The following is a 24,762-nucleotide window of genomic DNA, read 5'->3' as shown; positions in this document are numbered from 1 at the left end:
CGGTGACCGCTTCACCAACGCCCTACGCTGAGATTTATTTAACCGACCTCAGCACACAGAATTCCTGACACCTCCGGCGATCAGCCCGGGATCTTGCCTTCCACGCCTTCGACATAGAACTTCACGCCGTGCAGGAAGCCATCGTCGGCCACCTGGTCCTTGGCCAGCTGTTCCTTGCCAGTGTTGTCCTTGATCGGACCCTTCCAGATCGGCGCGCTGCCGTCGGCGATGCCCTTCTTGCGCTCTTCGACCAGCGCCTTGACGTCAGCCGGCACGTCCGCGTTGAAGCCCTTCAGGTCGATCATGCCTTCCTTCAGGCCCCACCACGTGGTGCCGTTCTTCCACTGCTTGTTCAGCACGTCTTCCACCACCTTGTTGTAGTAGACGCCCCACGAGATCACCGACGCGGCCAGGTGGGCCTTGTCGCCGAACTTGCTCATGTCGCTGTCCCAGCCAAAGGCGTGCACGCCCTTTTCCTGCGCGGTCTGCACCACGGCGGCGGAGTCGGTGTTCTGCATCAGCATGTCGACGCCCTGGCCGATCAGCGTGGTGGCGGCTTCGCGCTCCTTGCCCGGATCGAACCACTTGTTGACCCACACCACCTTGACCGTGGCCTTGGGGTTGACGCTGCGCGCGCCCAGTGTGAACGAGTCGATATTGCGGATCACCTCGGGGATGGGCACCGATGCCACCACGCCCATCTTGCCGGTCTTGCTCATCTTGCCGGCGACCACGCCCGCCAGGTAGGCGCCCTCATAGGTGCGCACGTCGTACTGCGCCAGGTTCTCGGCGGTCTTGAAGCCGGTGGCGTGCTCGAACTTCACGTCCGGGAATTCCTTGGCGACCTTGAGCATCGACTCCATGTAGCCGAAGGTGGTGCCGAAGATCAGCTTGTTTCCCTGACTGGCCAGGTCGCGGAACACGCGCTCGGCGTCGGCGGCGGATTCGGGCACGTTCTCGACGAAGGTGGTCTTGACCTTGTCGCCGAACTTCTCTTCCACGGCCTTGCGGCCGGTGTCATGCGCGAAGGTCCAGCCGGCATCGCCGACCGGCCCGATATAGACGAAGGCGACCTTGAGCGGCTCGGCCTTCTGCCCGGCCGCGGGCGCGGAGGCCGCGCCTGCCGTCTCGGCAGGCTTGTCGGCCTCTTTCTTGCCGCAGCCTGCGAGGGCCAGCACGGCGGTGGCGGCCAGGGCCGCCAGGGTCTTCCTGCGCGTGACGATCATGATTTCTCCTTGTGATGAATTGTTGGTAGCTCAGGGATTTCCGTCAAAAAAAATGAGGCTCAGGCATTGCCGGGCCGGAAGGGCTTGCCCAGCGAGGCCGGCATGTTCAGCCGGATCCAGGCCGGATTGCGCGAGATCAGCGCCAGCACCACGATGGTGGCGGCGTACGGCAGCATCGACAGGAATTGCGATGGCACCGATACGCCGATCCCTTGCAGGTAGAACTGCAGGATGGTCACGCCGCCGAACAGCCACGCCCCCACCAGCACCCGGCCCGGGCGCCAGGTGGCAAAGGTGGTCAGCGCCAGCGCGATCCAGCCGCGGCCGGCGACCAGGTTCTCGACCCACATCGGCGTGTACACCAGCGACAGGTAGGCGCCGGCCAGCCCGCAGCAGGCGCCGCCGAACAGCAGTGCGCCAAAGCGGATGGTGCGCACCGGGTAGCCCAGCGCGTGCGCCGATTCCGGCGCTTCGCCGATCGCGCGCAGCGTCAGCCCCGCGCGCGTGCGGAACAGGAACCACATGATGGCGAAGCACAGCAGCAGGCTGAAATACACCATCCAGTGATGCTGGAAGAAGGCCGGCCCGAAGAAGGGCAGGTCGGCCAGGCCGGGCACGGCCTTGGCCTGCGCCGGCATGGCGTGGCCGACAAAGCGCTGGCCCATGAAGGCCGACAGGCCGGTGCCGAAGATCGACAGCGCCAGGCCGGTGGCGACCTGGTTGGTGGCCAGCACCAGCGCCAGCCACGAGAACAGCGTGGCCATCAGCATGCCGGCGAGCGCGCCGGCGGCAAAGCCGAGCAGCGGCGACTGGGTCTGGTAGCCGACCATGAAGCCGGCCACCGCGGCCACCAGCATCATGCCTTCGGCGCCCAGGTTGAGCACGCCCGAGCGTTCGTTGATCAGCAGGCCCAGCGCGGCCAGCAGCAGCGGCGTGCCGGCGTTGATGGCGGTGGCGATGAGGGGAGCGAGTTGTTCCATATTGTTCGGTAGCTCCGCTCAGGCCGTGGTGGCGCGCCAGCGCAGGCGGTTTTCGATCAGCGTGTCGCAGGCCAGCAGGAAGAACAGCAGCATGCCCTGGAACACCCAGCCTATGGCCGACGGCAGGCCCAGGCGCGATTGCGCCATCTCGCCGCCGATATAGAACAGCGACATCATGATGCCGCCGAACACGGTGCCGACCGGATGCAGCCGGCCGATGAAGGCAACGATGATGGCGGTGAAGCCGTAGCCCGGCGAGATCGACGGCAGCAGTTGGCCGATCGGGCCGGTTACTTCGAACGCGCCCGCCAGGCCTGCGGTGGCGCCCGAGATCAGCAGCGCGCTCCACAGCGCGCTGCGCGCCGAGAAGCCCGCGTAGCGCGCCGCCGCCGGCGCGGTGCCGCCCACCTGCAGGCGGTAGCCCGCAAAGCTGCGGAACACGAACACGGTCATCACCGCCACCAGCACCAGCATCACCACAAAGCCGACATGCAGGCGCGAGCCCGACATCAGGTTGGGCAGCAGGTACGCGGACGAGAACACCTTAGACTGCGGGAAGTTCATGCCGTTGGGATCCTTCAGCGGCCCATTGACCACCCACAGCAGCAGTTGCTGCGCGATATAGGTGAGCATCAGCGAGACCAGGATCTCGTTGGCGTTGAACCTGTCCTTGAGCACCGCCGTGAGCGAGGCCCACAGCATGCCGCCGATCATGCCGGCCAGTGAGGCCAGCACCAGCACCACGGTGCCGTTCATGGCCTGGCCCGGCACATCGAAGTAAAGCACGGTGGCGCCGGCGCAGATGCCGCCGGCAATCAGCTGCCCGTCGGCGCCGATATTCCACACGTTGGCGCGGTAGCACACCGACAGGCCGAGCGCGCACAGCACCAGCGGCACGGTCTTGAGCAGCACCTCGCCGATGGCGCGCTGGTCGCGCAGCGGATCGGCCAGGAAGACCTTGAGCGCGGCCACGGGGTCCTTGCCGAGCACCAGGAACAGCAGCGCGCCGAACAGGAGCGTCAGCGCCAGTGCGATCACCGGCGAGGCATAGGCCATGGTGCGCGAGGGCAGGCCACGCGGCGTCAGCGAGAGGGGGGAGCGGGGCAGCAGTTGTCGCACATCAGTCATGGCTTGCCACCTCCGCGCCGGATTGCGCCTGGGCGGGTCCGCCTTGCCACAGTCCGCTCATCCACAGGCCGACCTGCTCGCGCGTGGCGGTCTCGGTCGGCACCGAGGGCGACAAGCGGCCCTTGGCGATCACGTGCAGCCGGTCGCAGATCGCGAACAGCTCATCGAGCTCCTCCGACACCACCAGGATGGCGCAGCCGGTGGCCTTCAGCGCCAGGATCTCGTTGTGGATCTGCGCCGCTGCGCCCACGTCCACGCCCCAGGTCGGTTGGGCCACGATCAGTACCTTCGGGCCGCTTTCGATCTCGCGGCCGACAATGAATTTCTGCAGGTTGCCGCCGGAGAGGCTGCGCGCCAGCGCCTCGGGGCCGCTGGCCTTGACGCGGAATCGGCTGATCACCGCCGCGGCCAGCCCGGTGGCGGCCTTGGGCGAGATCATGCCCCGCCGCACGTAGGGCCGCGTCTGGTGCGACAACAGGATATTGGTGGCCAAGCTCATGCCCGGCACGGCGCCGCGGCCCAGGCGTTCTTCCGGCACGAAGGCCAGGCCGGCGCGGCGGCGCTGGCGTGCATCGCGCTTGCCCACCAGCCTGCCGCCGAGCTGCACCGATACGTTGGCCGCGCGCGTGTCTTCGCCCGACAGCGCTGCCAGCAGTTCCTGCTGGCCGTTACCGGAGACCCCGGCAATGCCGACGATTTCGCCCGCATGCACGTCCAGCGAAATCCGGTTCAGCTCGGTGGCGAAGGCATGCGCACGCGGCAGCGACAGCTCCTGCACGCTCAGCTGCACCGGGCCGCGAAAGGCAGCCACGCGCGTCTCGCGCGGGGGCTCGCCGCCGATCATCAGGCGCGACAGCGAGGCCGCGGTTTCCTGGCGCGGATCGCACACGCCGGTGACCTTGCCCATGCGCATCACGGTGGCCTGATGGCACAGCGCGCGGATCTCGTCGAGCTTGTGGCTGATATAGAGGATGCTGGTGCCCTCGGCGGCCAGCTGGCGCAGCGTGACGAAGAGTGTATCCACCGCTTGCGGCGTCAGCACCGAGGTGGGTTCGTCCAGGATCAGCAGCTGCGGATTGGCCAGCAGCGCGCGCACGATCTCCACGCGCTGGCGCTCGCCGACCGACAGCGTATGCACATGGCGGTTCGGCTCCAGCGGCAGGCCATAGCGCTCGGCGGTGGTGCGGATGCGCTCGGCCAGCTGCTTCATGTTGCCTTGCTGCCCGGCGGGCAGGCCGAGCGCGATGTTCTCGGTCACGGTCAGCGTGTCGAACAGCGAGAAATGCTGGAACACCATGGCGATGCCCAGGTTGCGGGCGTCGTGCGGGCTGTTGATCGTGACCTGCGCGCCGTTGAAGTGCATCTCGCCGGCATCCGGACGGACCGCGCCAAAGATAATCTTCATCAGGGTGGACTTGCCTGCGCCGTTTTCACCCAGCACGGCATGGATCTCGCCGGGAGCGACGCTTAGGCTGACGTCGTCGTTGGCGACGACGCCCGGGTAGCGCTTGCTGATATGGGCCAGCGCCAGCCTGGGAGGGAGTTGTGATGTCACTGAGGCGGCTCGGGTTGTTGTGGTGGCAGCAACGTGGGATGAGTCAACGGCGCGGCAGTGCGTGGCGCAGCATCGCCGCGACGCATTGCAGCATTCATCATGGTCTGGTGATGCCCGATATTGGTGATGGATTATATAAGTGAGCGGGGACCGGGCGGGCCGATTCCGGCGTCAATCCAGTCCCTGCAACGGTTTGGGGGCGGTTGCAAGTCGCGTGCCGGCTACAGCACGAAAAAACCGCCGGCTCCTTGCGGAGCCAGCGGCTGGGCTGGCGCGGCAGCGGCGGGCGGCCAGGGCGGCCGCTCGCTGGCAGGGCTCAGGCGTCGATGGCGGCGGCGCTGGTGGCGAAGCGCCCGTCGCGGAAGTCCGCCAGGGTCTGGTAGATCTGCTCCTGCGTGTTCATCACGAACGGCCCGTACTGCGCGATCGGCTCGTTCAGCGGCTGGCCCGCGATCAGCAGGAAGCGCGCGTCGGCCTCGGCCCTGACGATGACGCCGTCAGACTGGCCGGCGTTGTCCAGCACGCCCATGCGCTGGGCCTCGATCACGGCGCGGTCGTCGCCGTTGCCGATCGAGACCTCGCCCCGGTACACGTAGACGAACGCGTTGTGCCCGACCGGCAGCGCCTGCGCAAAGGTCTGGCCGGCCGGCAGGTGCACGTCCAGGTAGACCGGCTCGGTCACCGGGCGCGTGATCGCGCCGGCCACGCCGTGCGTGGCGCCCGCCAGCACGCGCACCGTGCCGCCGTTGTCCAATGCCACCGTCGGGATCTCGGCGGCGGGCAGGTCGCGGTACCACGGCGCGGTCATCTTGTCCGCGGCCGGCAGGTTCAGCCACAGCTGGAAGCCCTCCATGCGGCCGTCTTCCTGCTCGGGCATTTCCGAGTGGACCACGCCGGCGCCCGCCACCATCCACTGCGCGCCGCCGTTCTGCAGCAGGCCCTCGTTGCCGGCGCTGTCGCGATGGCGCATGCGCCCGGCCAGCATGTAGGTGATGGTCTCGAAGCCGCGGTGCGGGTGATCGGGGAAGCCGCCGATGTAGTCGTCCTTGCTGTCGGTACCGAAGGCATCGAGCATCAGGAACGGGTCCAGCCGGCGCTGCAGGTTCTGCGTCAGCACGCGGGTCAGCTTGACGCCGGCGCCGTCCGAGGTGGCGATGCCCCGCACGACGCGATCCACGGCGCGCGAACGTTGCACGGTTTCGGCAGCGGCGGCGGGAACGGTGGCGAGGGTGGTGGTAAGGGTGTCCATGTCTTTCTCCTGTGGGCGGGTCCCGCGCGGCAATGGCCAGGCCGGGTTCCCGTCGTTTCAGCTACCTCGTCAATTTAGTGGTTTGGCGCGGAAAGAGTAGAGGGTCGCCGGGCAACAGATTGTTCTGCTGGCGTACCAATTACCGCGTCGGTCTCCGCGAATTCAGAACGATCCGAGTGATCGCGATGTGCTGACTAATACACGGCCGAAACTGCCGTCCCATGTGCTGCCAATTCGCGTCAGATCGGCGCAGGAAGGCCGGAAGAATGTGGGAAGATGACAGGATCGATGAAGATCGCTATAATAGCGCTCTTTTTGTCATCCGTTGAAGCGAGATGCGGGGGTGGAAAAACCTCGCTAGCCCTTGCCAGTCAACGGCCGATGTACCGGCGGCGCGTCGGAAAACTTCAATACTTGCGCTGCCACTGGCCAACCGATCGCAACATGCTTGCGTCGCCGGTTGCGCCGCTTCAGGGACTGCCATCCAACCCGGCATCCCGTCAATCGGACTTCCCGCCCACGGCGGAGGAATCCACAGACCGTCCGCCGGCAATCGTGCCGGTCATGGCGGCAATGCAATCTGAACCGGGATTGGTGGTGCCCCATCTCCGCACGCACCAGCCCATATTGTTTTCCATCGCCGGGAAGTGGCGTGCTGCGCGCTTTCCGGTTTCGGAAAAGGGGAGAGTATGTCAAAGGAATCGGCACGGGTCTTCGCCTGGGCAGGACTGACGCTTGCCGCGCTGGCCGCACTGGTGGCATGGATCGGCGTCGATGTGATCCGCCAGTACCAGGAGCGCCTGCTCTACGACGTGGCCGACCACTTGCGCCTGGTGGTGCTGTCCATGACGCTGGCGCTGGCCACCGGCATCCCGGCCGGCATCGCGCTGAGCCGCCCGTGCATGCGCCGCTGGGCCGACCGCCTGATGCAGGTCTTCAACGTGGGCAATACCGTGCCGTCGCTGGCGGTGCTGGCTCTGGCCCTGGCCGTGCTCGGCATCGGCGAGCGGCCCGCCATCCTGGCGCTGTGGCTGGCCTCGCTGCTGCCGATCGTGCGCAATACCTACGAAGGCCTGCGCAATGTCTCGCCCACGCTGCTGGAAGCGGCGCGTGGCATCGGCATGACCCCGGTGCAGCGCCTGGTGCGCGTGGAACTGCCCAACGCATTGCCGGTGATGCTGGCCGGCATCCGCATCGCCCTGGTCATCAACGTGGGCACGGTGCCGCTGTCGTTCCTGATCGGCGCCAACAGCCTGGGCGAGCTGATCTTCCCGGGCATCTATCTGAACAACCAGCCGCTGCTGCTGCTTGGCGCGGCCGCCACGGCGCTGCTGGCGCTGGCCCTGGACGCGCTCTTTGCCGCCGCCGGCCAGCTGTACCTGCGCCGCCGCGGCCTGGCGCGCTGAACATGGGGACCGAAATGGAAAACCAGATGCAATTCATTCGCCGCCGTGCCCGGCGTGTCGCCCTGGTGGTGGCTGCCGTCACCGCCTTTGCGGCGGGCCTGGCGCTGGCCACTGCGCCTGAAGCGCATGCCGAGGCCACGCCGATCCGCGTGGGCGGCAAGAACTTCACAGAGCAGCTGCTGCTGTCGTCGATGACGTCGAAGTACCTGCGCGCCAAGGGCCTCACCACCGAACTGACCGCCGGCCTGGGCAGCACGCTGATGCGCCAGGCAATGGAGAGCAACCAGCTCGACGTGGTGTGGGACTACACCGGCACCGCGCTGATCGTGTTCAACAAGGTCCAGGAAAAACTGGGCGCCAGGGAAAGCTACGAGCGCGTCAAGCAGATGGATAGTGCGCGCGGGCTGGTGTGGCTCGATGCCTCGAACATCAACAACACCTATGCGCTGGCGATGCCGAAGGAACGCGCGGCCAGCGGCGTGACCACGCTGTCGGGCTTTGCCGAGCAGATGCGCCGCGCCGGTCCCGACACCAGCCACCCGTTCGCGGTCGACATGGAATTCGCTGCGCGCCCGGACGGCCTGGAGCCGCTCAAGGCGCTGTACAAGCTGCCGTTCTCGCGCCGCGACGTGATCCAGCTCGACCCGGGCCTGGTCTACACCGCACTGAAGAACAACCAGGTGGAACTGGGCCTGGTCTATGCCACTGACGGCCGCGTCAAGGGTTTCGACCTGGTGCTGCTGGAAGACGACCTGCACTTCTTCCCGCCTTACAACGCCGTGCCGGTGGTGCGCAAGCCGGTGCTTGACCAGCACCCGGAGCTCGCGGGCCTGCTCAACGCGCTGGCGGCCAAGCTCGACAACGAGAGCATGACCGACATGAACTACAAGGTGGACATCGGCCAGCAGCCGGTGGACAAGGTCGCGGAGGATTTCCTGCGCCGCCACGGACTGATCTGAGGAGGGCTGCATGGACTTGATCTCGTACCTGCAACACAGCTGGCCCACGCTGCTGAAAATGACCGGCGAGCACCTGGCGCTGGTGGGTTCGGCAGTGGGGCTGGCCATCCTGATCGGCGTACCGCTGGGCATTGTGATCACGCGCTTCCGCGCGCTCGCCACGCCGCTGCTGGCGCTGGCGACGATCGTGCTGACGCTGCCGTCGATCGCGCTGTTCGGGCTGATGATCCCGATCTTCGCGCGCTTCGGCCATGCGCTGGGCTACGTGCCCGCGGTGACGGCGGTGTTCCTGTACTCGCTGCTGCCGATCATGCGCAACACCTACACCGCGCTGGCCAATGTCGACCCCGGCATCCAGGAAGCGGGGCGCGGCATCGGCATGACCACCTGGCAGCGCATGCGGCTGGTGGACCTGCCGCTGGCGGTGCCGGTGATCCTTGGCGGCGTGCGTACCGCCGTGGTGATGAATATCGGGGTTGCCACCATTGCCGCCATCATCGGCGCGGGTGGCCTTGGAGTGCTGATCCTGCAGGCGATCAGCCAGAGCAACATGAGCAAGCTGGCCGTGGGCGCGGTCCTGGTCAGCCTGCTCGCCATCGTGGCGGACGCCTTCCTGCAGTGGCTGCAGCGCGCGCTAACGCCGAAAGGAATCCGGCTATGATCGAACTCGACCAACTCACCAAGTCCTTCCCGCAGAAAGACGGCACCGAAACGCGCGCCGTCGACGCCGTGTCGCTGACGGTGCCGCGCGGCGAGATCTGCGTCTTCCTCGGCCCCTCGGGCTGCGGCAAGACCACCACGCTGAAGATGATCAACCGGCTGATCGAGCCGACCTCGGGCACGGTGCGCATCGAGGGCGAGGACACGCGCGGCCTTGACGGCGTGACCCTGCGCCGCAAGATCGGCTACGTGATCCAGCAGATCGGCCTGTTCCCCAACATGACCATCGAAGAGAACATCATGGTGGTGCCGCGCCTGCTGGGCTGGGACAAGAAGCAATGCCGCGAGCGCGCGCGCGAGCTGATGGCGATGGTGCAGCTCGACCCCAACCGGCTGCTGACGCGCTATCCGCGCGAGCTCTCCGGAGGCCAGCAGCAGCGCATCGGCGTGATCCGCGCGCTGGCGGCCGACGCGCCGCTGCTGCTGATGGACGAGCCCTTCGGTGCGGTCGACCCGATCAACCGCGAGAGCATCCAGAACGAATTCCTGCAGATGCAGCGCCAGCTCGGCAAGACCGTGATCATGGTCTCGCACGACATCGATGAGGCCATCAAGCTGGCCGACAAGGTGGCGGTGTTCCGCCGCGGCAAGCTGGTGCAGTTCGACCACCCCGACGCGCTGCTGGCACATCCGGCCGATGAGTTCGTGCAGGCCTTCGTCGGCCATGACAACACGCTCAAGCGCCTGCTGCTGGTGCGCGCCGGCGACGCCGCCACCATGCCGCCGAGCTGCCGCCCCGACATGCCGCTGGCCGAGGCGCTGGCCGTGATGGACGACGCCGACGTGCGCCACCTGCCGGTGGTGGACGACGCCCAAGTCGCGCTGGGCTACGTCACGCGCCGCGATGCGCGCTCCGGCAAGGGGCAGTGCAGTGATGTAATGCGTCCGTTCGCCGTGACCGCGGCCTTCGACGAGCACTTGCGCATCGTGCTGTCGCGCATGTACCAGCACAACACCAGCTGGCTGCCGGTGATGGGCGCTGACGGTGCCTACCTGGGCGAGGTTACGCAGGAATCGATCGCGGGGTACCTGAGTTCGGGACGTTCGCGCGGGCAGGCCGGGGCGCTGGCCGCCTCCGCTCCCGCGCCGCTGCGAGCGGCGGCCTGAGCCAGCAGCAGGGCGGCGGCTTCCGCGCTATGCTAGGTGCATGCTTCGCTATTGCCGCTCGCCCCTGTGCCTGGTCGTCGAAACCCGCTGGCTGATCCCGCGCGGGTTTGACGGCTTCACGCCCGGTCCGCTGATCCTACTGCGCCCCGGCGCCAGCCATGCGCTGATCGAGCACGAGAAGGTGCATGTGCGCCAGTTCTGGCGCAGCTGGGGCCTGATGGGCGTGCTCTACCTGGCCAGCCGGCGCTGGCGCCTGCGCTATGAAGTGGAGGCCTACCGCGTGCAGCTGCGGTACAGCCCGCCGGGCGCGGCGCATGGGCTGGCGCGCGTGCTGGCGTGCAAGTACCGGCTCAGGATTTCAGAAGCCGAGGCGTACCGGCTGCTGACCCAAGACCCGCACGGCGATGCCCAATGAAAACGGCCCGCACCAGTCACTGGTGCGGGCCGTTTCTCTTGTCTGGCGGAAGCGGTGAGATTCGAACTCACGGATGGGTCACCCCATCGGCAGTTTTCAAGACTGCTGCCTTAAACCACTCGGCCACGCTTCCTGGAAAGTGCGGACATTGTAGCGCGAAAGGACACGGGCCCCGCGCGCTGCCGCCTGCAGACCTGACGGTCAGGCCGCGCATTATACAAGGCTCGCGTGGATCGATGGTGGTCTTGTGTTGCGGCACGCAAGCGCGCGTAAACTTCCTGCCACATCCACCGCCGCGGATGTCGGCGTCTGTCTGACATTACGGAACCTTCACACGCCGGCATCGCTCATATTGTCGTGCCGGGTGGCGCGGTGTGTGCCGCATCCCCGGCTTTCGCCTGGCAACAGAGGAGAACTCAAAATGCGAATCCATAGCAAGAAATGGCTGATCGTTCCGGTGGCCGCAGCGGCTGTGCTGGCCGGTTGTGCCGCGCCGCCGTATGACAGCGGCTACAACACCGGCTACAACGCCCCGCCTCCGGGGTACCAGACTCCCAACACCTCGCAGGCCCCGGCTGGCGCGGTGTACTACGGCCGTGTGGAATCGATCGAACCGATCACCAACACGCAAAACAGCTCGGGCCTGCTTGGCACCGTGATCGGCGGTGCGGCCGGCGGCCTGCTGGGCCACCAGATCGGCGGCGGGCGCGGGCAGACCGCGGCGACCATCGGCGGTGCCGTGGTCGGCGCCGTGGCCGGCAACCAGATCGAGAAGCGCGCGGGCAGCAACACGCAGACCGCGTACCGCGTCAACGTGCGCCTGGATGATGGCCGCGTGGCCACGGTGACCCAGTCGAGCCTGGGCAACCTGCAGGTGGGCATGCGGGCGCGCGTGGCCAACGACATGGCAACGCCGTACTGATAAGGCCAGCCTGACGTTTGCCAGCATGTAAAAGGCCACGCATTGCGTGGCCTTTTTTTGTTGCCGGCGCACGGCGGCGCTCAGTCCTTCAGGAACATCTCCTGCAGGTCGTTGAGGAAGCGCCGGCCCAGCTCGGTGGGGCGGATGGTGGTCAGGTCCGCTTCCAGCAGCCCTTTCTTTTCCGCCTCGGCCAGCTGCTTGCTGATGGTATGCAGCGGCAGCCCGGTGTAGTCGTGGAAGCTTGATGCCGGCACGCCGTCGGTCAGGCGCAGGGCGTTGAGCATGAACTCGAACGGCAATTCGTCGGCGCCGACATCGCGCGCTTCCTGCACGGCATTGCCGGCCAGTGCCCGCTCCATGTAGGTGGCCGGATGCTTGTGCCGCATCTGGCGCAGTATCCGATGCGGGAACGACAGCTTGCCGTGCGCGCCGGCGCCGATGCCGAGGTAGTCGCCGAAGCGCCAGTAGTTCAGGTTGTGGCGCGCCTCGCGATGCGGCTTTGCGTACGCCGAAGTTTCGTAGTGCCGGTAGCCGGCCTCGGCCGTGCGCGCTTCAATCCAGTCCTGCATCTCGTACGCGCTGTCGTCGTCCGGCAGCGCGGGCGGGAACCTGGCGAACAGCGTGTTGGGCTCCAGCGTCAGGTGGTACAGCGACAGGTGCGTGGTGCCGTACGACAGCGCGGTTTCCACATCCTGCCGGCATTCATCCAGCGTCTGGCCGGGCAGGGCGTACATCAGGTCCAGGTTGATGTTGTCGAAGCTGGCCTGGGCGATGTCGATCGCCTTGCGCGCCTCGGCACCGCCGTGGATGCGGCCGAGCGCCTGCAGGTGCCGGTCGTTGAAGCTCTGGATGCCGATCGACAGCCGGTTGATGCCGCTGGCGCGGTAGCTGGCGAACTTGTCGGCCTCGAAGGTGCCGGGGTTGGCCTCCATCGTGATCTCGGCGTCGGCGTCCAGCGGCAGCAGCGCGCGGATATCCGACAGTAGCCGGTCCATACCCGCTGCCGACAGCAGGCTGGGCGTGCCGCCGCCGATAAAGACCGTATGCACCGGCCGGCCCCACACCAGCGGCAGCGATTGCTCCAGGTCCGCGCGCAGCGCGTCCAGGTAGATGTCTTCCGGGATCTCGTGGTTGTCGGCGCCGGGCGCGGCGTGCGAGTTGAAATCGCAATACGGGCACTTGCGCACGCACCACGGGATATGCACGTACAGCGACAGCGGTGGCGAGCCGGGTAGGCTGATCTGCCCGGGCTTGAGCCAGAGCTGCTTGCTGTCCACGGGCACGGACGCGGAGACCGGTACGATCGGGATCATCGGGTGGTGGTTTCCGCGGCATCGGCCTGCAGCCGTGCCACCAGCGCGCGCAGCGCCTGGGCCCGGTGGCTGACCGTGTTCTTCTCTTCGGGTGACAGCTCGGCGGCTGTCTTGCCCAGGCGCGGCAGCAGGAAGTGCGGGTCGTAGCCAAAGCCGCCCGCGCCGCGCGGCGCGTCGACGACCTCGCCGTGCCAGAGGCCTTCGGCAATGATCGGGCAGGGGTCTTCGGCGTGGCGCACGAACACCAGCACGCAGTAGTAGTGTGCGTGGCGGTTCAGCTTGCCGGCCAGTTGCGAGACCAGGTGCGCATTGTTGGCGGCATCCGACCTGGCCTGCCCGGCCATCTGCGCATAGCGCGCGGAATAGACGCCGGGCGCGCCGTCCAGCGCCTGCACGCAGATGCCGGAATCGTCGGCCAGCGCGGGCAGCCCGGCCAGCCGGCTGGCGTGGCGGGCCTTGGCCAGCGCGTTCTCGACGAAGGTGGCAAAGGGCTCTTCGGCCTCGGGAATGCCCAGTTCGCCCTGGGGCACCACGTCAAAGCCGAGCGGAGCCAGCAGCGCGCCGAATTCGCGCAGCTTGCCGGCGTTGTTGGAAGCCAGTACCAGGCGTTGCATCGCGGGTCCCGCTGCTCAGGCCAGGTCGAGCGCTTCGCGCTGGTGCTGCACCAGGCGGGCGATGCCGGCTTCGGCCAGGCGCGTCATGGCGTCCAGGTCGGCGCGGCTGAAGGGCACGCCTTCGGCGGTGCCCTGCACCTCGACAAAGCCGCCGCTGCCGGTCATGACCACGTTCATGTCGGTGTCGCAGTTGCTGTCCTCGGCGTAGTCCAGGTCCAGCACCGGCACGCCGTCGACCATGCCGACTGAGACCGCGGCAACATGGTCGCGGATCGGGCTGGCGGCGATCAGGCCGTCGCGCAGCATGGTCGAAACCGCGTCATGGGCGGCGACGAAGGCGCCGGTGATGGCCGCGGTGCGGGTGCCGCCGTCGGCCTGCAGCACGTCGCAGTCCAGGTGGATGGTGTATTCGCCCAGCGCCGCCAGGTCGAACACCGAGCGCATGGCGCGGCCGATCAGGCGCTGGATTTCCTGGGTGCGGCCGGTCTGCTTGCCGCGCGCGGCTTCGCGGTCCGAGCGGGTGTGCGTGGCGCGCGGCAGCATGCCGTATTCGGCCGTGACCCAGCCTTCGCCGCTGCCTTTCTTGTGCGGCGGCACCTTGGCCAGCACGCTGGCGGTGCAAAGCACCTTGGTGTCGCCAAAGGCACACAGGACGGAGCCCTCAGCATGGCGGGTGTAGTGGCGGGTAAGGCTGATGGAACGCAGCGCATCGGCTGCGCGGCCGCTGGGTCGCATGGGATGGTTTGTCCGAATCGGGGAGAGACCGCGATTCTAACGCCGCCAGCCCAAAGAACCCATTTCATGATGAAAGGGGACGCGTTCAAGCCAGGCGCGGCGCAGGCTAGGCGCGGGCCGCCGGCCTTGGTTATTCCAAGGTCAAGGCCCGCAACAACGCATGCGCCACGCCTGGCTTGAACCCACAGGGAAGGCTGCTGCCGGGCCGCATGGCGTTGTTGTGGCCTCCTTGCGTGGAGTGACCACGCGGCGTCGGCCACGCCTAACCCTGCGGCCCGGCAGCAGCCTTCGCGCCCCTTCTTCATCATGAAATGGGTTCTAAAACGCTGCATAGCCTCCCCGGCGTGCGCCCGGGAAGGGCATTACCGCATCAGGTTGCTGGTCTTGTCGATGGCGGCGCGGATCTCGGCGATCGAGCGCTCGATCTCCTCTTCGGACAGCAGGTCGCTATCAGTGCCGGTGCGCTCCAGGATCGAGGTGGTGAAGGCGTTCAGCGGCAGGGTGTCAGTCATGACCGAATCCTGTCCCGCCGCATTGCTGTCCAGTTCCCACATCATGGCGATGCCGGTGGTGTTGTCGGCACCTTCGCCGGCGTTCTGCAGCGCCTGCTCGATCAGCGCCGGCACCGCCTGCACCACCGACAGGCGCGACAGCTTGTCCACCAGCGCGGGCTCTTCCAGCGCGCCCCACAGGCCGTCGGAGCAGAGCAGGGCCACGTCGCCCGGCTCCAGCCGCACCGGGCCGCCCAGGTCGATCAGCGGCAGGTTGGGCGAGCCCAGGCAGTTGTAGAGCTTGTTGCGCTCCGGGTGGTTGGCCACGTGCATCGGCAGCACGCGCTCCTGCTGCAGCAGGTTCTCGATCTTGGAGTGGTCGCGCGTGCGCGTCAGCAGCCGGCTCTTGCGCAGCAGGTAATAGCGCGAGTCGCCGGCGTGGGCCCAGTAGATCTGGCCCTGCTGCACCAGGCAGCAGACCACCGTGGTGCGCGGCACGTCCGCCATCTGGTTGGCTTCGGCATAGCGGTGGATCTCGCGGTGGGCCAGCATGATGGTGTCCTGCAGGAACTCGGCCGGGTTGCGCACCGTGGGCCGCGCCTGCACCTGGAACTGGCGCGCCAGCGTCTGCAGCGCCTGCTGCGCGGCGACTTCGCCGTGCGCATGGCCGCCCAGGCCGTCGGCCAGCACCATCAGCAGCGCGTCGCGCGTGAAGCAATAGCCCATGCGGTCCTGGTTGACGCGGCGGCCGCCTTTCCTGCTTTCCTGGTAGACAGAGAATCGCATGTTGGCTTTCAGGGAATTCAGTGGACTGGCCGCAACCGGGGCGCCAGATTTGTGATTCAGTCGACGCTCGCGCCGGGGACGGGTTCGTCACGCCGGCGCAGCAGGGTCAGGAAGCGCGATGTCGCCGCGGGCCGCTCCGCCGGTGCCATGGCCGGGGCTTGCGTCTGCGGCGCCAGCGTCTGCTCGCCCAGGGCGTTGGTCTGCTCGCGCAACTCCTTTTGCAGCCGGAACACGCTCTGCGGGCGCTCGGCCGGCGTCAGCCGCAGGCACCATTCGACCAGGTCCACCAGCCCGTTGGTGTAGCTGCTGCGCAGCCGCGCCAGGGCTTCGCCCATGCGGTCTTCCTTTTCGCGCTGGTTGGCTTCCTGCGGCGGCATGCCGGCCATGCAGGCGTAGAGCGTGGCGCCCAGGCTGTAGACATCGGTCCACGGGCCCAGGTCGGAATGCTTGCCATAGAGCTCGGGCGCGGCAAAGCCGGGGGTGTACATCGGCTGGAAGCGGGCCGCTTCCATCGTCAGGGTCTGCCGCGCGGCGCCAAAATCCAGCAGGATCGGGGATTCGTCCTCGCGCAGGTAGATGTTGCCGGGCTTGATGTCCAGGTGCAGCAGCTTGTGGATATGGACCTCGCGCAGGCCGCTCATCAGGTCGTGGAAGACCTTGCGCATGAAATGCTCGCGCAGCACCTTGGGGCCGCCTTGCTGCCGGGCGGCCAGCACGTGCTCCTGCAGCGTCTTGCCCAGCTCGTAGTTCATCACCATGTAGACGGTGGAATTCTCGCGGAAGAAATTCACTACGCGCACTACGCTGGGATGGGAGATGCGGGCCAGCGAGCGGCCCTCTTCAAAGAAGTATTTCAGGCCCAGCCGGAACGCGGCGGCGTTTTCCTCGGGCACCACGGGGATGAGTTCGCCCGGGTTGCGCCGCGCCAGCGACGCCGGCAGGTATTCCTTGATGGCAACTGGCGCGCCGGTATCGTCGGTGGCCAGGTAGACGAAACTGAACCCCCCGCTGGCCAACTTCTTTACAATACGATAGTTGGACAACAGCGTGCCGACGGGCAGCGGTGCACTCTTCGGTTGTGTCGTGCCCTTTGGCTCTGTCATGGGAATAGGGACCTGATTTGCCTCCGGATTGTCCGGGCTAATCGGTCACTTGTAAAGAACACAAATAAGGGCATTGTTGCCCTCCTTTCAACGTATTGAGAGCGTCCCCGGGCTCCCGTGCGGGGCGCTCGAGGCGGACGTACGCGGGCCGCCAGCAGCCCGGGGCCGCCGCCATTCACGAGAACATCCAATGATCCACAGCATGACAGGCTATGGCCTGGCCACGCGCCAGGCGCCATTGACCAACGCGCAAGGCGAGCCCAGCGGGCGCTCCGCGTCCGTTTCGGTGGAATTCCGCACTGTCAATTCGCGTTTCCTCGACCTGTTGTTCCGGGCCCCGGAAGAGTGCCGCGCCTTCGAGCCGGCCCTGCGCGAGATGCTGATGGCCGAGCTGTCGCGAGGCAAGCTGGAGTGCCGCATCAACCTGCAGCGCACCGACGCCGGCGGCGCCACCCTGGCCCTCAATGAAGGGCTGCTGGCGCAGATCCGCGCGCTGGAAACCACCGTCGCCGCCACCTTCGCCAGTGCCGGCACCCTGCGCATGGGCGAGATCCTGCGCTGGCCGGGCGTGCTGGTCGAGCCGGAACTGTCGCAGGAGGCACTGCGCGAGGCGGTGCTGGGCGCCGCGCGCGAGGCGCTGGACCAGCTGCTGGAAGCCCGCCGCCGCGAAGGCGACGCGCTCAAGGCGACGCTGATGGAGCGCATCGACGCCATGCTGGCGATCGTCGAGCGCCTGACGCCGACCATCCCGCAGCTGATCGCCCATCACCAGGACAAGCTGACCGAGCGCCTCCAGGAGGCCTTCAACCTGGCCGCGCCTGCCGGCATGCCGTCGATGAGCCGCGACGAGATCGCCGAGCGCATCCGCCAGGAAGCCACCGTCTACGGCATCCGCATCGACATCGCCGAAGAGCTGTCGCGGCTGCAGGCGCACCTGAACGAGACCCGGCATATCCTGAAGAAGGGCGGTCAGGCCGGCAAGCGCCTGGACTTCATGATGCAGGAGCTCAACCGCGAGGCCAACACGCTTGGCTCCAAGGCCGCCGCCAAGGAACTGGCCGACGCCTCGATGGAGCTCAAGCTGCTGATCGAACAGATGCGCGAGCAGGTCCAGAATCTCGAATAAAGACAGTCCCAGGAATCACCAAAGAATCATCATGAGCCCAACGCCTCAATCCGCGCCCCACACTGCCATCGATACCGTCTACCCCGGCAACCTCTTCATGGTGGTGGCGCCGTCCGGAGCCGGCAAGTCGACGCTGGTCAACAAGCTGCTGTCGCAGGACCCGGCCATCCGCCTGTCGATCTCGCACACCACGCGCGCGCCGCGCCCGGGCGAGCAGGACGGGCGCGAATACCACTTCGTCACGGTCGACGCGTTCCGCGCTGCGCGCGATCGCGGCGACTTCCTGGAATGGGCCGAGGTCCACGGCAACTACTACGCGACCTCGCGCGTGTGGATCGAGCAGCAGATGGCGCAAGGCAACGACGTGCTGCTCGAGATCGACTGGCAGGGCGCGCAGCAGGTGCACCAGCGCTTTTCCAACGCGGTCGAGATCTTCATCCTGCCGCCGTCGCTGACGGCGCTGGAAGAGCGCCTGAAAAAGCGCGGCCAGGACGAGCCCAATGTGATCGTGCGCCGGCTGCTGGCGGCGGGCAGTGAAATGGCCCACGCCTCGGAGTCGGACTACGTCATCATCAACGAGGTCTTCGACGATGCTCTGGAGCAGTTGCGCAACGTGATCAGCGCCACGCGGCTGCGGTTTTCCTCGCAGAAAGCGCGGCATACGGAGCTGTTTATCGAGCTGGGCATCCACTGAGCCGATGCCTGCCGATGACAGCCGCGCGAGGCGCCGCCGGCGTTTTCCGCCGCGTGCTGTAAAATAGCAACCCAACGTAAGGTTTTGTCCCAAGGTGGATTTGATATGGCGCGTATTACCGTCGAAGATTGTCTGAAACACATTCCGAATCGCTTCGAGCTCGCGCTGGCGGCCACGTATCGTGCCCGTCAGCTGGTGCAGGGCCACACGCCCAAAGTCGAAGCAAAGGACAAGCCGACTGTGGTGGCACTGCGCGAGATCGCGTCGGGCCAGGTCGGCATCGAGATGCTGAAGAAGGTCCCGACCTGATTGGTCAGGCGGCCCATGGCTTATCCTCGCATCGTGCCAGCACGTATCCAGCCGGATTCCAGGGGCCGCCGCCATGCCTTCGCCGCATTCGCCCTCCAAGCCTCCCTCCCAGCCGTCGCCGACTGCCGTGGCGCCGGCGCTTGGCGATGCGGCCCCGCCTACGGCGCGTAAGCGCACCATTCCGGGCCAACCCTCCGTGAACGCGCGCACCGGCGCTCCCAATCTTCCCGATCCGCTCGGCGGCGATGTCGTCGGCGAACGTGCCGTCGCGCCCGCGCTGGCGCCGGGCAAGGCCAGGGGCGCGGCACTGCAGGACGAGCTGGCCGCGATGCAGGATGTGGCGCCGGCGGCTGACAGCCTGTTTATCGACGCAGTGCTGGCGCAGTCATACCGTCACTTCTTCGGCCCGACCTCGCAGCCGGCGGTGCCGCCGCGCCAGCAGGTCATCTCCATCACCCGGCTGATGGAGAAACTCGCGTACCTGAAGGCGCCCGACCTGGCGCGCGTGCGCGAGGCCTTCCAGTTTTCCGACGAAGCCCATCTGGGCCAGTACCGCCAGAGCGGTGAGCCCTACATCACCCATCCGGTGGCGGTGGCCGAGCTGTGCGCGGACTGGAAGCTGGATGTGCAGTCCATCATGGCGGCGCTGCTGCACGACGTGATGGAAGACCAGGGCATCACCAAGAGCGAGCTGGCCGAGAAATTCGGCCCCAAGGTCGCCGAACTGGTCGATGGCCTGACCAAATTGGACAAGCTCGAATTCCAGAGCCGCGAGCAGGCGCAGGCGGAGAGCTTCCGCAAGATGCTGCTGGCGATGGCGCGCGACGTGCGCGTGATCCTGGTGAAGCTGGCCGACCGTACGCACAACATGCGCACGCTCGACTTCGTGCCGCCGGAGAAACGCCGCCGCATCGCGTTGGAGACGATGGAGATCTATGCGCCGATCGCGCACCGTCTCGGTCTCAACACGATCTACCGCGAACTGCAGGAGTTGTCCTTCAAGGTCGGCTCGCCGTTCCGCTACGCCACGCTGGAGAAAGCCGTCAAGGCCGCGCGCGGCAACCGCCGCGAGGTGGTCAAGCGTATCCTGGAAGCCGCGCAGAAGGGGCTGGCCGATGCCGGCATCGTGGCCGAACTGTCCGGGCGCGAGAAAACGCTATACAGCATCTACCGCAAGATGCACGACAAGCAGCTGTCGTTCTCGCAGGTGCTGGACGTATATGGTTTCCGCGTGGTGGTGGAAACGCAGATGCACTGCTACATGGCGATGGGCGCGCTGCACGGGCTGTACAAGCCCATGCCCGGCAAGTTCAAGGACTACATCGCCATCCCCAAGATCAACGGCTACCAGTCGCTGCACACCACGCTGGTGGGCCCGTTTGGCACGCCGGTGGAGTTCCAGATCCGCACGCGCGACATGCACCAGATCGCCGAGGCCGGCGTGGCTGCGCACTGGATGTACAAGCACCAGGCCGACCACGCCAACGATATTCAGCAGCAGGCGCACCAGTGGCTGCAGTCGCTGCTCGATATCCAGAGCCAGACCGGCGATTCGCAGGAATTCCTGGAGCACGTCAAGATCGACCTGTTCCCGGATGCGGTCTATGTGTTCACGCCCAAGGGCCATATCCGCGCGCTGCCGCGCGGCGCCACCGCGCTGGACTTTGCCTACGCGGTGCACAGCGATCTGGGCAACCAGTGCGTTGCGGTCAAGATCAACAACGAGATGTTGCCGCTGCGCACCGAGCTCAAGAGCGGCGATATCGTCGAGGTGGTGACGGCGCCATACTCCAAGCCCAATCCGGCGTGGCTGTCGTTCGTGCGCACCGGCAAGGCGCGCGCGGCGATCCGCCACTACCTGAAGACCACCAAGCTCGACGAAGCCATCCAGCTCGGCGAGCGCCTGCTGGAACAGTCGGCGCGCCAGCTCGGCTTCGAGCTCAAGGCGGTGCCGCAGTCGGTGTGGGACCGCATGGTCCAGTGGACCGGCAACAAGCAGCGCGAAGACATCTTTGCCGACCTGGCACTGGGCCGGCGTGTGCCGGCGGTGGTGGCCAAGCGCATGGAGATCCTGCTGCAGGAGCTGTCCGGCGATGTCGACAGCGCGCTGCTGGCGGCGGTGCAGACCTTTGCCGGCGAAGAAGCGCCCGCGGTGCCGATCACCGGCGACGAAGGCATGTCGATGATCTTCTCGGCGTGCTGCCGCCCGATCCCGGGCGATTCGATCGTCGGCTACCTGGGCAAGGGCGAAGGGCTGCAGATCCACGTGCAGGACTGCAAGATCGCCAAGCGCCTGCACAGCAAGGATCCTGAGCACTGGATCGACGTGATGTGGGCCAAGAAGACCACGCGCGCCTTCGATGTATCGATCAAGGTGATGGTGCGCAACGTCAAGGGCATCGTCGCGCGCGTGGCGGCCGACCTGACCGCCGCCGATGCCAACGTGGCGCACGTGGCCATGGAGCAGCAGGACGCCGGCCACCAGGAAGCCACCTATATGCAGTTCATCATCCAGGTACAGAACCGCCTGCACCTGGCCAACGTGATGCGCGGGCTGCGCCGCAACCCCGACGTCATCCGCATCTTCCGCGACCGCAACGACGGCTGAGCGCCGCTCGGCAGCGTGGGATTACTCGGCGCCGCGCGGCGACGGGTAGCGGACTTCCAGGATATCGATCTGCTCGACCCCGGCCGGCGTGCGCAACGCCACGGTGTCGCCTTCGCGCGCCTTGATCAGCGCCTTGGCGATCGGCGAGATCCAGCTCACGTGGTTGCTGTCCAGGTCGACTTCATCCATGCCGACGATGGTGATGGTGGTTTCTTCGCCGGCGCGATTGGCGTAGGTGACGGTGGCGCCGAAGAAAATCTGGTCGTTGTCGCCCTGCAGGGACGCGTCGACCACTTCCGCCTTGTCGAGGCGGCGCGTCAGGAAGCGGATGCGGCGGTCGATCTCGCGCAGCCGCTTCTTGCCATAGAGATAGTCGCCATTCTCCGAGCGGTCGCCATTGGAGGCCGCCCACGACACGATCTGCACCACATCGGGCCGGTCGACGTCGATCAGCTGCATCAGCTCATTGCGCAGGCGGTTGTAGCCATCGGCGGTGATGTAGTTCTTGGTGCCGGGAGGTAGCGGCGTTGCGCCTTCGGGGAGATCGTCGTCCTCGTCGCCGGACGACTCTTTGACAAATGCCTTGTTCATGTTCCGGATCACTTCTTGGGTCTGTCATTATAGGAAAACGCCACAGGCGAACCTCGCCGGCGGGCATCTGCTGCGCCCCTTCCAAGGAAAGATCACAAAAAAGTTGCGAAGGGGCTTCCCAAAAATAAAAACTGGGTTATAATCTTTTTCTCGCGTGCGGCTGTAGCTCAGTTGGATAGAGTACTTGGCTACGAACCAAGGGGTCGTGGGTTCGAATCCTGCCAGCCGCGCCACCTATGCAGAAAGAAAAGGGCTTCCGGAAACGGAAGCCCTTTTTCGTTTCCGTCCTCTCGCCGTCGTGCCGTTCGACCTGTGCGCTGCGGCGACCGTTCCCGCTTTCCCCTGCACCCAACGCGTCGCCTGCGATTGCTGCGTCACGCCTTGCGGTCGCGCGTGCGGCCTCCTAGGCTCGAATCAGGCACAACCTCGACCCTGGGAGCTGAGCGCATGGAAAACGCAGAGTGGCGCGTTGAAGAGTACCGCGGCATGGATGTCTATGTCCTGGTATCGCCGCAAGGGCAGGACAGCATCGGCCGTTGGGGCTATGAAGTCCGCGTGTCGCAGGAAGGCGCCGACCCGGCCGACGCGGGCGATACCGAGTTGCTTGCCAGCGGCCCGCAGCAGTTCGCCACGCGCCATGCGGCAGAGGTGGCTGCCTTCGGCGCGGGCTATGCCCTGGTGGACCGGCTGCTGGGGCCCGCCGAATAAGGGCTGCGCGTCATTGTGATTGGCGCAACGGCTTATATCATGCCGTGATCTATTGCTATTGACGCGGATCATTTTTGATCCGGCCCGGCATTCCTACGCTGGAAATGAAGCGAGCGAAGTCTCGCTCGGTCCATGAACCGGACGGCAAAGCCAGGCGCATTGCATGACGGCGCGAGGCACGAATGAACGATTTCATGCGCACGGCAAAATAGCGCTTGCCATGCGCGGGTGAATCGCCCATAATCCGTCTCCTTCAGACGCGGGGTGGAGCAGTTGGCAGCTCGTCGGGCTCATAACCCGAAGGTCGCAGGTTCAAGTCCTGCCCCCGCAACCAACGCCTTATCTCAGTATCCAGCGGCATTCGCCGCAGTCCTTCAAGGCGTTGTTCTCAAGGCCGTCCGGCCTGACTCACCCACTGCTCCGATGTGATTCCGCGCAACCCAAAGGCATGGCCTTGCAGCGTTCGTGCGCCTGCTCGCTAGGTGCGCACCAGTTCCGCCGCACGCCTGAACGTATCGCGCACCAGCGGCTGGTCTTCACGCTCCGCGGCGTCGGCATGCTCACGCAGCCGCATGGCCAGCACCGTCAGTGTGCCTTGCGCCTGCGGCCCGCCCGCGGCCTGGCACTTGGTTACCGCTTCGCGCATCACCGCATCGAGCTCGCCGCTGACATCGGCACCATCGAAGGCGCTCACCGAGAGAGCCGAGATGCGTTCCAGGTAGAGATTGACCAGCGCTTCATCGTGTAGCGGTTCGGACATGTCGGCTCCTTGTCGGTGACGGGGATACAAACCCCATTGTAGTGAAGCCGCCGCCCGCACAGGATCAAACAGTAATGATTCTTGTTCTTGTCCTTTCCGCGCTTCCCATACAATGTGCACCTGCCCAATTTATCCCGATGTTATTGCCATCATGATGCTGCAGATTCCCGACGTACTGTCCAAGGCCCAGGTGGCGCAAGTCCGGCAAGTCATCGAAGCGGCGGCGTGGGCCGACGGCAATGAGACCTCGGGTTACCAGTCGGCGCTGGCCAAGCGCAACCTGCAGTTACCGGAGGGCTCGCCGGCGGCGCGCCAGGTGGGCGACCTGATCCAGGACGCGCTCGGCAACAATGCGCTGTTCTTCTCGGCGGCGCTGCCGCTGAAGGTCTATCCGCCGCTGTTCAACCGCTATGAGGGCGGGCATACCTTTGCCAATCACGTCGACAACGCGATCCGCTACCTGCGCGGCACCAGCTTCCGCATCCGCAGCGACCTGTCGGCGACACTGTTCCTGACCGAGCCGGAGGAATACGACGGCGGCGAACTGGTGATCGAGGACACCTACGGCCAGCAGCGCGTGAAGCTGCCGGCCGGGCATATGGTGCTGTACCCGGCCACCAGCATCCACCACGTGACGCCGGTCACGCGCGGGGCGCGGGTGTCATCGTTCTTCTGGATCCAGAGCATGGTGCGCGACGATGGCCAGCGCGCGCTGCTGTTCGAGCTGGACGCACGTATCCGCTTGGTGGCGCAGGAGCTCGGCCAGGCGCATGAATCGGTGATCGGCCTGACCGGGGTCTATCACAACCTGCTGCGCCGCTGGGCGGACGCCTGAACGCCGGCGGCGCCCTCTCAAGGGCGCTGCATCACGTCAGCCAGCAAGCAGGCGCGACTATTCGTCGCGCCGTCGCTGCATCTGCAACAGTTCGATCGGAGAGGGCTGGATACGCCGCCGCGCCGGACGCAGCGCGCGGTTGGGCCACAGCACGTAGTTGGTGTGCGGATCCAGCGGCTTGCCGAAGTACGAGACCCAGACCTGTACGCCTTGCTCGGTTTCGGCAATGATGGCCGCGACGGCGCGCGCCGCGGCGGAAGGGGACTTGAGCAGCTCCGCCAGGGCTTCGACGCCCTGCACGACATGGTGCTTCACCCCGGCAAACCATGCGTACTGACGCATGGCGGACAACAAACGCTTGGTCATGAACGCGACTCTGGTTGTGTGGAAAGTGCGAATGAGACCCGCACGCTTCCGATTTG

Annotated in this window: 26 protein-coding genes and 3 tRNA genes; 14 read left to right on the top strand and 15 right to left on the bottom strand. The window is 66.4% G+C overall.

The window, feature by feature from the left end; all coding sequences use genetic code 11:
• Positions 1–80 precede the first annotated feature (80 nt).
• The 5 genes from AC1Q7H_RS34390 to AC1Q7H_RS34370 form a co-directional block, all read right to left on the bottom strand.
• A complete protein-coding gene (locus AC1Q7H_RS34390) occupies positions 81–1,226 on the bottom strand; it encodes a BMP family ABC transporter substrate-binding protein (protein WP_013955920.1) in 1,146 nt (381 codons plus the stop codon).
• Positions 1,227–1,285: 59 nt separating this feature from the next.
• Positions 1,286–2,206, bottom strand: coding sequence for an ABC transporter permease (locus tag AC1Q7H_RS34385; RefSeq protein ID WP_018312370.1), 921 nt, complete (start codon positions 2,204–2,206; stop codon positions 1,286–1,288).
• 18 nt (positions 2,207–2,224) lie between these two features.
• Positions 2,225–3,334: an ABC transporter permease gene (locus tag AC1Q7H_RS34380; RefSeq protein ID WP_013955922.1), complete on the bottom strand. Its 1,110-nt coding sequence runs from the start codon at positions 3,332–3,334 to the stop codon at positions 2,225–2,227.
• Positions 3,327–4,889: an ABC transporter ATP-binding protein gene (locus tag AC1Q7H_RS34375; RefSeq protein ID WP_013955923.1), complete on the bottom strand. Its 1,563-nt coding sequence runs from the start codon at positions 4,887–4,889 to the stop codon at positions 3,327–3,329. The genes AC1Q7H_RS34380 and AC1Q7H_RS34375 overlap by 8 nt, the downstream gene beginning before the upstream one ends.
• A 316-nt stretch (positions 4,890–5,205) precedes the next feature.
• A complete protein-coding gene (locus tag AC1Q7H_RS34370) occupies positions 5,206–6,138 on the bottom strand; it encodes a pirin family protein (protein ID WP_013955924.1) in 933 nt (310 codons plus the stop codon).
• Between the two features lie 689 nt (positions 6,139–6,827).
• On the opposite strand from AC1Q7H_RS34370, the gene AC1Q7H_RS34365 reads away from it, so the two are divergent.
• Genes AC1Q7H_RS34365 through AC1Q7H_RS34345 form a run of 5 tightly spaced genes read left to right on the top strand, consistent with a single transcriptional unit; the run spans position 6,828 to position 10,745 of the window.
• On the top strand, positions 6,828–7,544 hold the full coding sequence (locus tag AC1Q7H_RS34365; RefSeq protein WP_013955925.1) for an ABC transporter permease: 717 nt from the start codon (positions 6,828–6,830) through the stop codon (positions 7,542–7,544).
• Positions 7,545–7,570: 26 nt separating this feature from the next.
• The gene (locus AC1Q7H_RS34360; protein WP_228772683.1) at positions 7,571–8,503 is read left to right on the top strand and encodes a glycine betaine ABC transporter substrate-binding protein; all 933 of its coding nucleotides are present in this window, start codon (positions 7,571–7,573) and stop codon (positions 8,501–8,503) included.
• 10 nt (positions 8,504–8,513) lie between these two features.
• Entirely contained in the window at positions 8,514–9,164 is a 651-nt protein-coding gene (locus AC1Q7H_RS34355) for an ABC transporter permease (protein ID WP_022533965.1), read from the top strand.
• The gene (locus AC1Q7H_RS34350) at positions 9,161–10,330 is read left to right on the top strand and encodes an osmoprotectant ABC transporter ATP-binding protein OsmV (RefSeq protein ID WP_013955928.1); all 1,170 of its coding nucleotides are present in this window, start codon (positions 9,161–9,163) and stop codon (positions 10,328–10,330) included. The genes AC1Q7H_RS34355 and AC1Q7H_RS34350 overlap by 4 nt, the downstream gene beginning before the upstream one ends.
• 40 nt (positions 10,331–10,370) lie before the next feature.
• Positions 10,371–10,745: a hypothetical protein gene (locus AC1Q7H_RS34345; RefSeq protein ID WP_013955929.1), complete on the top strand. Its 375-nt coding sequence runs from the start codon at positions 10,371–10,373 to the stop codon at positions 10,743–10,745.
• A 43-nt stretch (positions 10,746–10,788) separates the two neighbouring features.
• Here the strand turns inward: AC1Q7H_RS34345 and AC1Q7H_RS34340 are convergent.
• A tRNA-Ser gene (locus AC1Q7H_RS34340) sits at positions 10,789–10,878 on the bottom strand.
• Positions 10,879–11,166: 288 nt separating this feature from the next.
• Between AC1Q7H_RS34340 and AC1Q7H_RS34335 the strand changes: the two genes are divergently transcribed.
• A complete protein-coding gene (locus tag AC1Q7H_RS34335; RefSeq protein WP_153956178.1) occupies positions 11,167–11,667 on the top strand; it encodes an outer membrane lipoprotein in 501 nt (166 codons plus the stop codon).
• 80 nt (positions 11,668–11,747) lie between these two features.
• Here the strand turns inward: AC1Q7H_RS34335 and hemW are convergent, their stop codons facing one another.
• The 5 genes from hemW to AC1Q7H_RS34310 all read right to left on the bottom strand — a co-directional run bounded on the left by hemW (position 11,748) and on the right by AC1Q7H_RS34310 (position 16,709).
• On the bottom strand, positions 11,748–12,980 hold the full coding sequence (gene hemW, locus AC1Q7H_RS34330; RefSeq protein WP_013955931.1) for a radical SAM family heme chaperone HemW: 1,233 nt from the start codon (positions 12,978–12,980) through the stop codon (positions 11,748–11,750).
• A complete protein-coding gene (gene rdgB / locus AC1Q7H_RS34325) occupies positions 12,977–13,594 on the bottom strand; it encodes an RdgB/HAM1 family non-canonical purine NTP pyrophosphatase (protein WP_013955932.1) in 618 nt (205 codons plus the stop codon). Before rdgB ends, hemW begins: the two co-directional genes overlap by 4 nt.
• Before the next feature lie 15 nt (positions 13,595–13,609).
• Complete coding sequence (gene rph, locus AC1Q7H_RS34320) at positions 13,610–14,329, bottom strand: ribonuclease PH (protein WP_153956179.1); 720 nt, start codon at positions 14,327–14,329, stop codon at positions 13,610–13,612.
• Between the two features lie 362 nt (positions 14,330–14,691).
• Positions 14,692–15,606, bottom strand: coding sequence for a PP2C family protein-serine/threonine phosphatase (locus tag AC1Q7H_RS34315; RefSeq protein ID WP_153956180.1), 915 nt, complete (start codon positions 15,604–15,606; stop codon positions 14,692–14,694).
• A 56-nt stretch (positions 15,607–15,662) separates the two neighbouring features.
• On the bottom strand, positions 15,663–16,709 hold the full coding sequence (locus tag AC1Q7H_RS34310) for a serine/threonine protein kinase (protein WP_035819595.1): 1,047 nt from the start codon (positions 16,707–16,709) through the stop codon (positions 15,663–15,665).
• A gap of 190 nt (positions 16,710–16,899) precedes the next feature.
• Here AC1Q7H_RS34310 and AC1Q7H_RS34305 point away from each other — a divergent pair, with 190 nt between their 5' ends.
• The 4 genes from AC1Q7H_RS34305 (at position 16,900) to AC1Q7H_RS34290 (ending at position 21,446) form a co-directional block, all read left to right on the top strand.
• Positions 16,900–17,835: a YicC/YloC family endoribonuclease gene (locus AC1Q7H_RS34305; protein WP_013955935.1), complete on the top strand. Its 936-nt coding sequence runs from the start codon at positions 16,900–16,902 to the stop codon at positions 17,833–17,835.
• Between the two features lie 31 nt (positions 17,836–17,866).
• Positions 17,867–18,529, top strand: coding sequence for a guanylate kinase (gene gmk, locus AC1Q7H_RS34300; protein ID WP_010809225.1), 663 nt, complete (start codon positions 17,867–17,869; stop codon positions 18,527–18,529).
• A gap of 105 nt (positions 18,530–18,634) precedes the next feature.
• Positions 18,635–18,838 carry a DNA-directed RNA polymerase subunit omega gene (gene rpoZ, locus AC1Q7H_RS34295; protein ID WP_006578656.1) on the top strand — a complete coding sequence of 68 codons (204 nt, stop codon included), beginning with the start codon at positions 18,635–18,637 and terminating at the stop codon, positions 18,836–18,838.
• A 196-nt stretch (positions 18,839–19,034) separates the two neighbouring features.
• Positions 19,035–21,446 (top strand): RelA/SpoT family protein, encoded by a 2,412-nt coding sequence (locus tag AC1Q7H_RS34290; RefSeq protein WP_041228319.1) that lies wholly within the window; start codon positions 19,035–19,037, stop codon positions 21,444–21,446.
• A gap of 21 nt (positions 21,447–21,467) precedes the next feature.
• Here the strand turns inward: AC1Q7H_RS34290 and greB are convergent, their stop codons facing one another.
• Positions 21,468–22,037 carry a transcription elongation factor GreB gene (gene greB, locus AC1Q7H_RS34285; protein ID WP_013955937.1) on the bottom strand — a complete coding sequence of 190 codons (570 nt, stop codon included), beginning with the start codon at positions 22,035–22,037 and terminating at the stop codon, positions 21,468–21,470.
• A 156-nt stretch (positions 22,038–22,193) separates the two neighbouring features.
• On the opposite strand from greB, the gene AC1Q7H_RS34280 reads away from it, so the two are divergent.
• Together AC1Q7H_RS34280 and AC1Q7H_RS34275 are read left to right on the top strand one after the other, a co-directional pair.
• Positions 22,194–22,270: transfer RNA gene (locus AC1Q7H_RS34280), tRNA-Arg, on the top strand.
• Positions 22,271–22,484: 214 nt separating this feature from the next.
• A complete protein-coding gene (locus AC1Q7H_RS34275; RefSeq protein ID WP_013955938.1) occupies positions 22,485–22,745 on the top strand; it encodes a hypothetical protein in 261 nt (86 codons plus the stop codon).
• 55 nt (positions 22,746–22,800) lie between these two features.
• Here AC1Q7H_RS34275 and AC1Q7H_RS34270 read toward each other — a convergent pair whose 3' ends face one another.
• Positions 22,801–22,986, bottom strand: a complete 186-nt coding sequence (locus tag AC1Q7H_RS34270) for a hypothetical protein (RefSeq protein ID WP_013955939.1) — start codon at positions 22,984–22,986, stop codon at positions 22,801–22,803.
• Positions 22,987–23,003: 17 nt separating this feature from the next.
• Between AC1Q7H_RS34270 and AC1Q7H_RS34265 the strand changes: the two genes are divergently transcribed.
• Positions 23,004–23,079: transfer RNA gene (locus tag AC1Q7H_RS34265), tRNA-Met, on the top strand.
• 144 nt (positions 23,080–23,223) lie between these two features.
• Here the strand turns inward: AC1Q7H_RS34265 and AC1Q7H_RS34260 are convergent.
• On the bottom strand, positions 23,224–23,505 hold the full coding sequence (locus AC1Q7H_RS34260; protein WP_013955940.1) for a hypothetical protein: 282 nt from the start codon (positions 23,503–23,505) through the stop codon (positions 23,224–23,226).
• Positions 23,506–23,656: 151 nt separating this feature from the next.
• Here AC1Q7H_RS34260 and AC1Q7H_RS34255 point away from each other — a divergent pair, with 151 nt between their 5' ends.
• On the top strand, positions 23,657–24,340 hold the full coding sequence (locus tag AC1Q7H_RS34255) for a Fe2+-dependent dioxygenase (protein ID WP_153956181.1): 684 nt from the start codon (positions 23,657–23,659) through the stop codon (positions 24,338–24,340).
• A 57-nt stretch (positions 24,341–24,397) separates the two neighbouring features.
• On the opposite strand, the gene AC1Q7H_RS34250 is transcribed toward AC1Q7H_RS34255, so the two are convergent.
• Positions 24,398–24,706, bottom strand: a complete 309-nt coding sequence (locus AC1Q7H_RS34250; RefSeq protein WP_013955942.1) for a hypothetical protein — start codon at positions 24,704–24,706, stop codon at positions 24,398–24,400.
• Positions 24,707–24,762: the final 56 nt, after the last annotated feature.

The sequence above is a fragment of the Cupriavidus sp. GW823-FHT06D04 genome (assembly GCF_058795055.1).
Note: the sequence above shows the minus strand (reverse complement) of the source record. Positions and strands in the feature narration are given on the sequence as shown.

Excerpts from the sequence above, each read along its gene's own strand:
- AC1Q7H_RS34345 (WP_013955929.1), top strand. The coding sequence starts at position 10,371 with ATGCTTCGCTATTGCCGCTCGCCCCTGTGCCTGGTCGTCGAAACCCGC.
- AC1Q7H_RS34355 (WP_022533965.1), top strand. The coding sequence starts at position 8,514 with ATGGACTTGATCTCGTACCTGCAACACAGCTGGCCCACGCTGCTGAAA.
- AC1Q7H_RS34260 (WP_013955940.1), bottom strand. The coding sequence starts at position 23,505 with ATGTCCGAACCGCTACACGATGAAGCGCTGGTCAATCTCTACCTGGAA.
- AC1Q7H_RS34360 (WP_228772683.1), top strand. The coding sequence starts at position 7,571 with ATGCAATTCATTCGCCGCCGTGCCCGGCGTGTCGCCCTGGTGGTGGCT.
- AC1Q7H_RS34310 (WP_035819595.1), bottom strand. The coding sequence starts at position 16,709 with ATGACAGAGCCAAAGGGCACGACACAACCGAAGAGTGCACCGCTGCCC.
- AC1Q7H_RS34270 (WP_013955939.1), bottom strand. The coding sequence starts at position 22,986 with ATGGGCGATTCACCCGCGCATGGCAAGCGCTATTTTGCCGTGCGCATG.
- AC1Q7H_RS34365 (WP_013955925.1), top strand. The coding sequence starts at position 6,828 with ATGTCAAAGGAATCGGCACGGGTCTTCGCCTGGGCAGGACTGACGCTT.
- AC1Q7H_RS34370 (WP_013955924.1), bottom strand. The coding sequence starts at position 6,138 with ATGGACACCCTTACCACCACCCTCGCCACCGTTCCCGCCGCCGCTGCC.
- AC1Q7H_RS34305 (WP_013955935.1), top strand. The coding sequence starts at position 16,900 with ATGATCCACAGCATGACAGGCTATGGCCTGGCCACGCGCCAGGCGCCA.
- AC1Q7H_RS34255 (WP_153956181.1), top strand. The coding sequence starts at position 23,657 with ATGATGCTGCAGATTCCCGACGTACTGTCCAAGGCCCAGGTGGCGCAA.
- AC1Q7H_RS34315 (WP_153956180.1), bottom strand. The coding sequence starts at position 15,606 with ATGCGATTCTCTGTCTACCAGGAAAGCAGGAAAGGCGGCCGCCGCGTC.
- AC1Q7H_RS34350 (WP_013955928.1), top strand. The coding sequence starts at position 9,161 with ATGATCGAACTCGACCAACTCACCAAGTCCTTCCCGCAGAAAGACGGC.
- AC1Q7H_RS34385 (WP_018312370.1), bottom strand. The coding sequence starts at position 2,206 with ATGGAACAACTCGCTCCCCTCATCGCCACCGCCATCAACGCCGGCACG.
- rdgB (WP_013955932.1), bottom strand. The coding sequence starts at position 13,594 with ATGCAACGCCTGGTACTGGCTTCCAACAACGCCGGCAAGCTGCGCGAA.
- greB (WP_013955937.1), bottom strand. The coding sequence starts at position 22,037 with ATGAACAAGGCATTTGTCAAAGAGTCGTCCGGCGACGAGGACGACGAT.
- AC1Q7H_RS34390 (WP_013955920.1), bottom strand. The coding sequence starts at position 1,226 with ATGATCGTCACGCGCAGGAAGACCCTGGCGGCCCTGGCCGCCACCGCC.
- gmk (WP_010809225.1), top strand. The coding sequence starts at position 17,867 with ATGAGCCCAACGCCTCAATCCGCGCCCCACACTGCCATCGATACCGTC.
- AC1Q7H_RS34275 (WP_013955938.1), top strand. The coding sequence starts at position 22,485 with ATGGAAAACGCAGAGTGGCGCGTTGAAGAGTACCGCGGCATGGATGTC.
- AC1Q7H_RS34250 (WP_013955942.1), bottom strand. The coding sequence starts at position 24,706 with ATGACCAAGCGTTTGTTGTCCGCCATGCGTCAGTACGCATGGTTTGCC.
- hemW (WP_013955931.1), bottom strand. The coding sequence starts at position 12,980 with ATGATCCCGATCGTACCGGTCTCCGCGTCCGTGCCCGTGGACAGCAAG.
- rph (WP_153956179.1), bottom strand. The coding sequence starts at position 14,329 with ATGCGACCCAGCGGCCGCGCAGCCGATGCGCTGCGTTCCATCAGCCTT.
- AC1Q7H_RS34335 (WP_153956178.1), top strand. The coding sequence starts at position 11,167 with ATGCGAATCCATAGCAAGAAATGGCTGATCGTTCCGGTGGCCGCAGCG.
- AC1Q7H_RS34380 (WP_013955922.1), bottom strand. The coding sequence starts at position 3,334 with ATGACTGATGTGCGACAACTGCTGCCCCGCTCCCCCCTCTCGCTGACG.
- rpoZ (WP_006578656.1), top strand. The coding sequence starts at position 18,635 with ATGGCGCGTATTACCGTCGAAGATTGTCTGAAACACATTCCGAATCGC.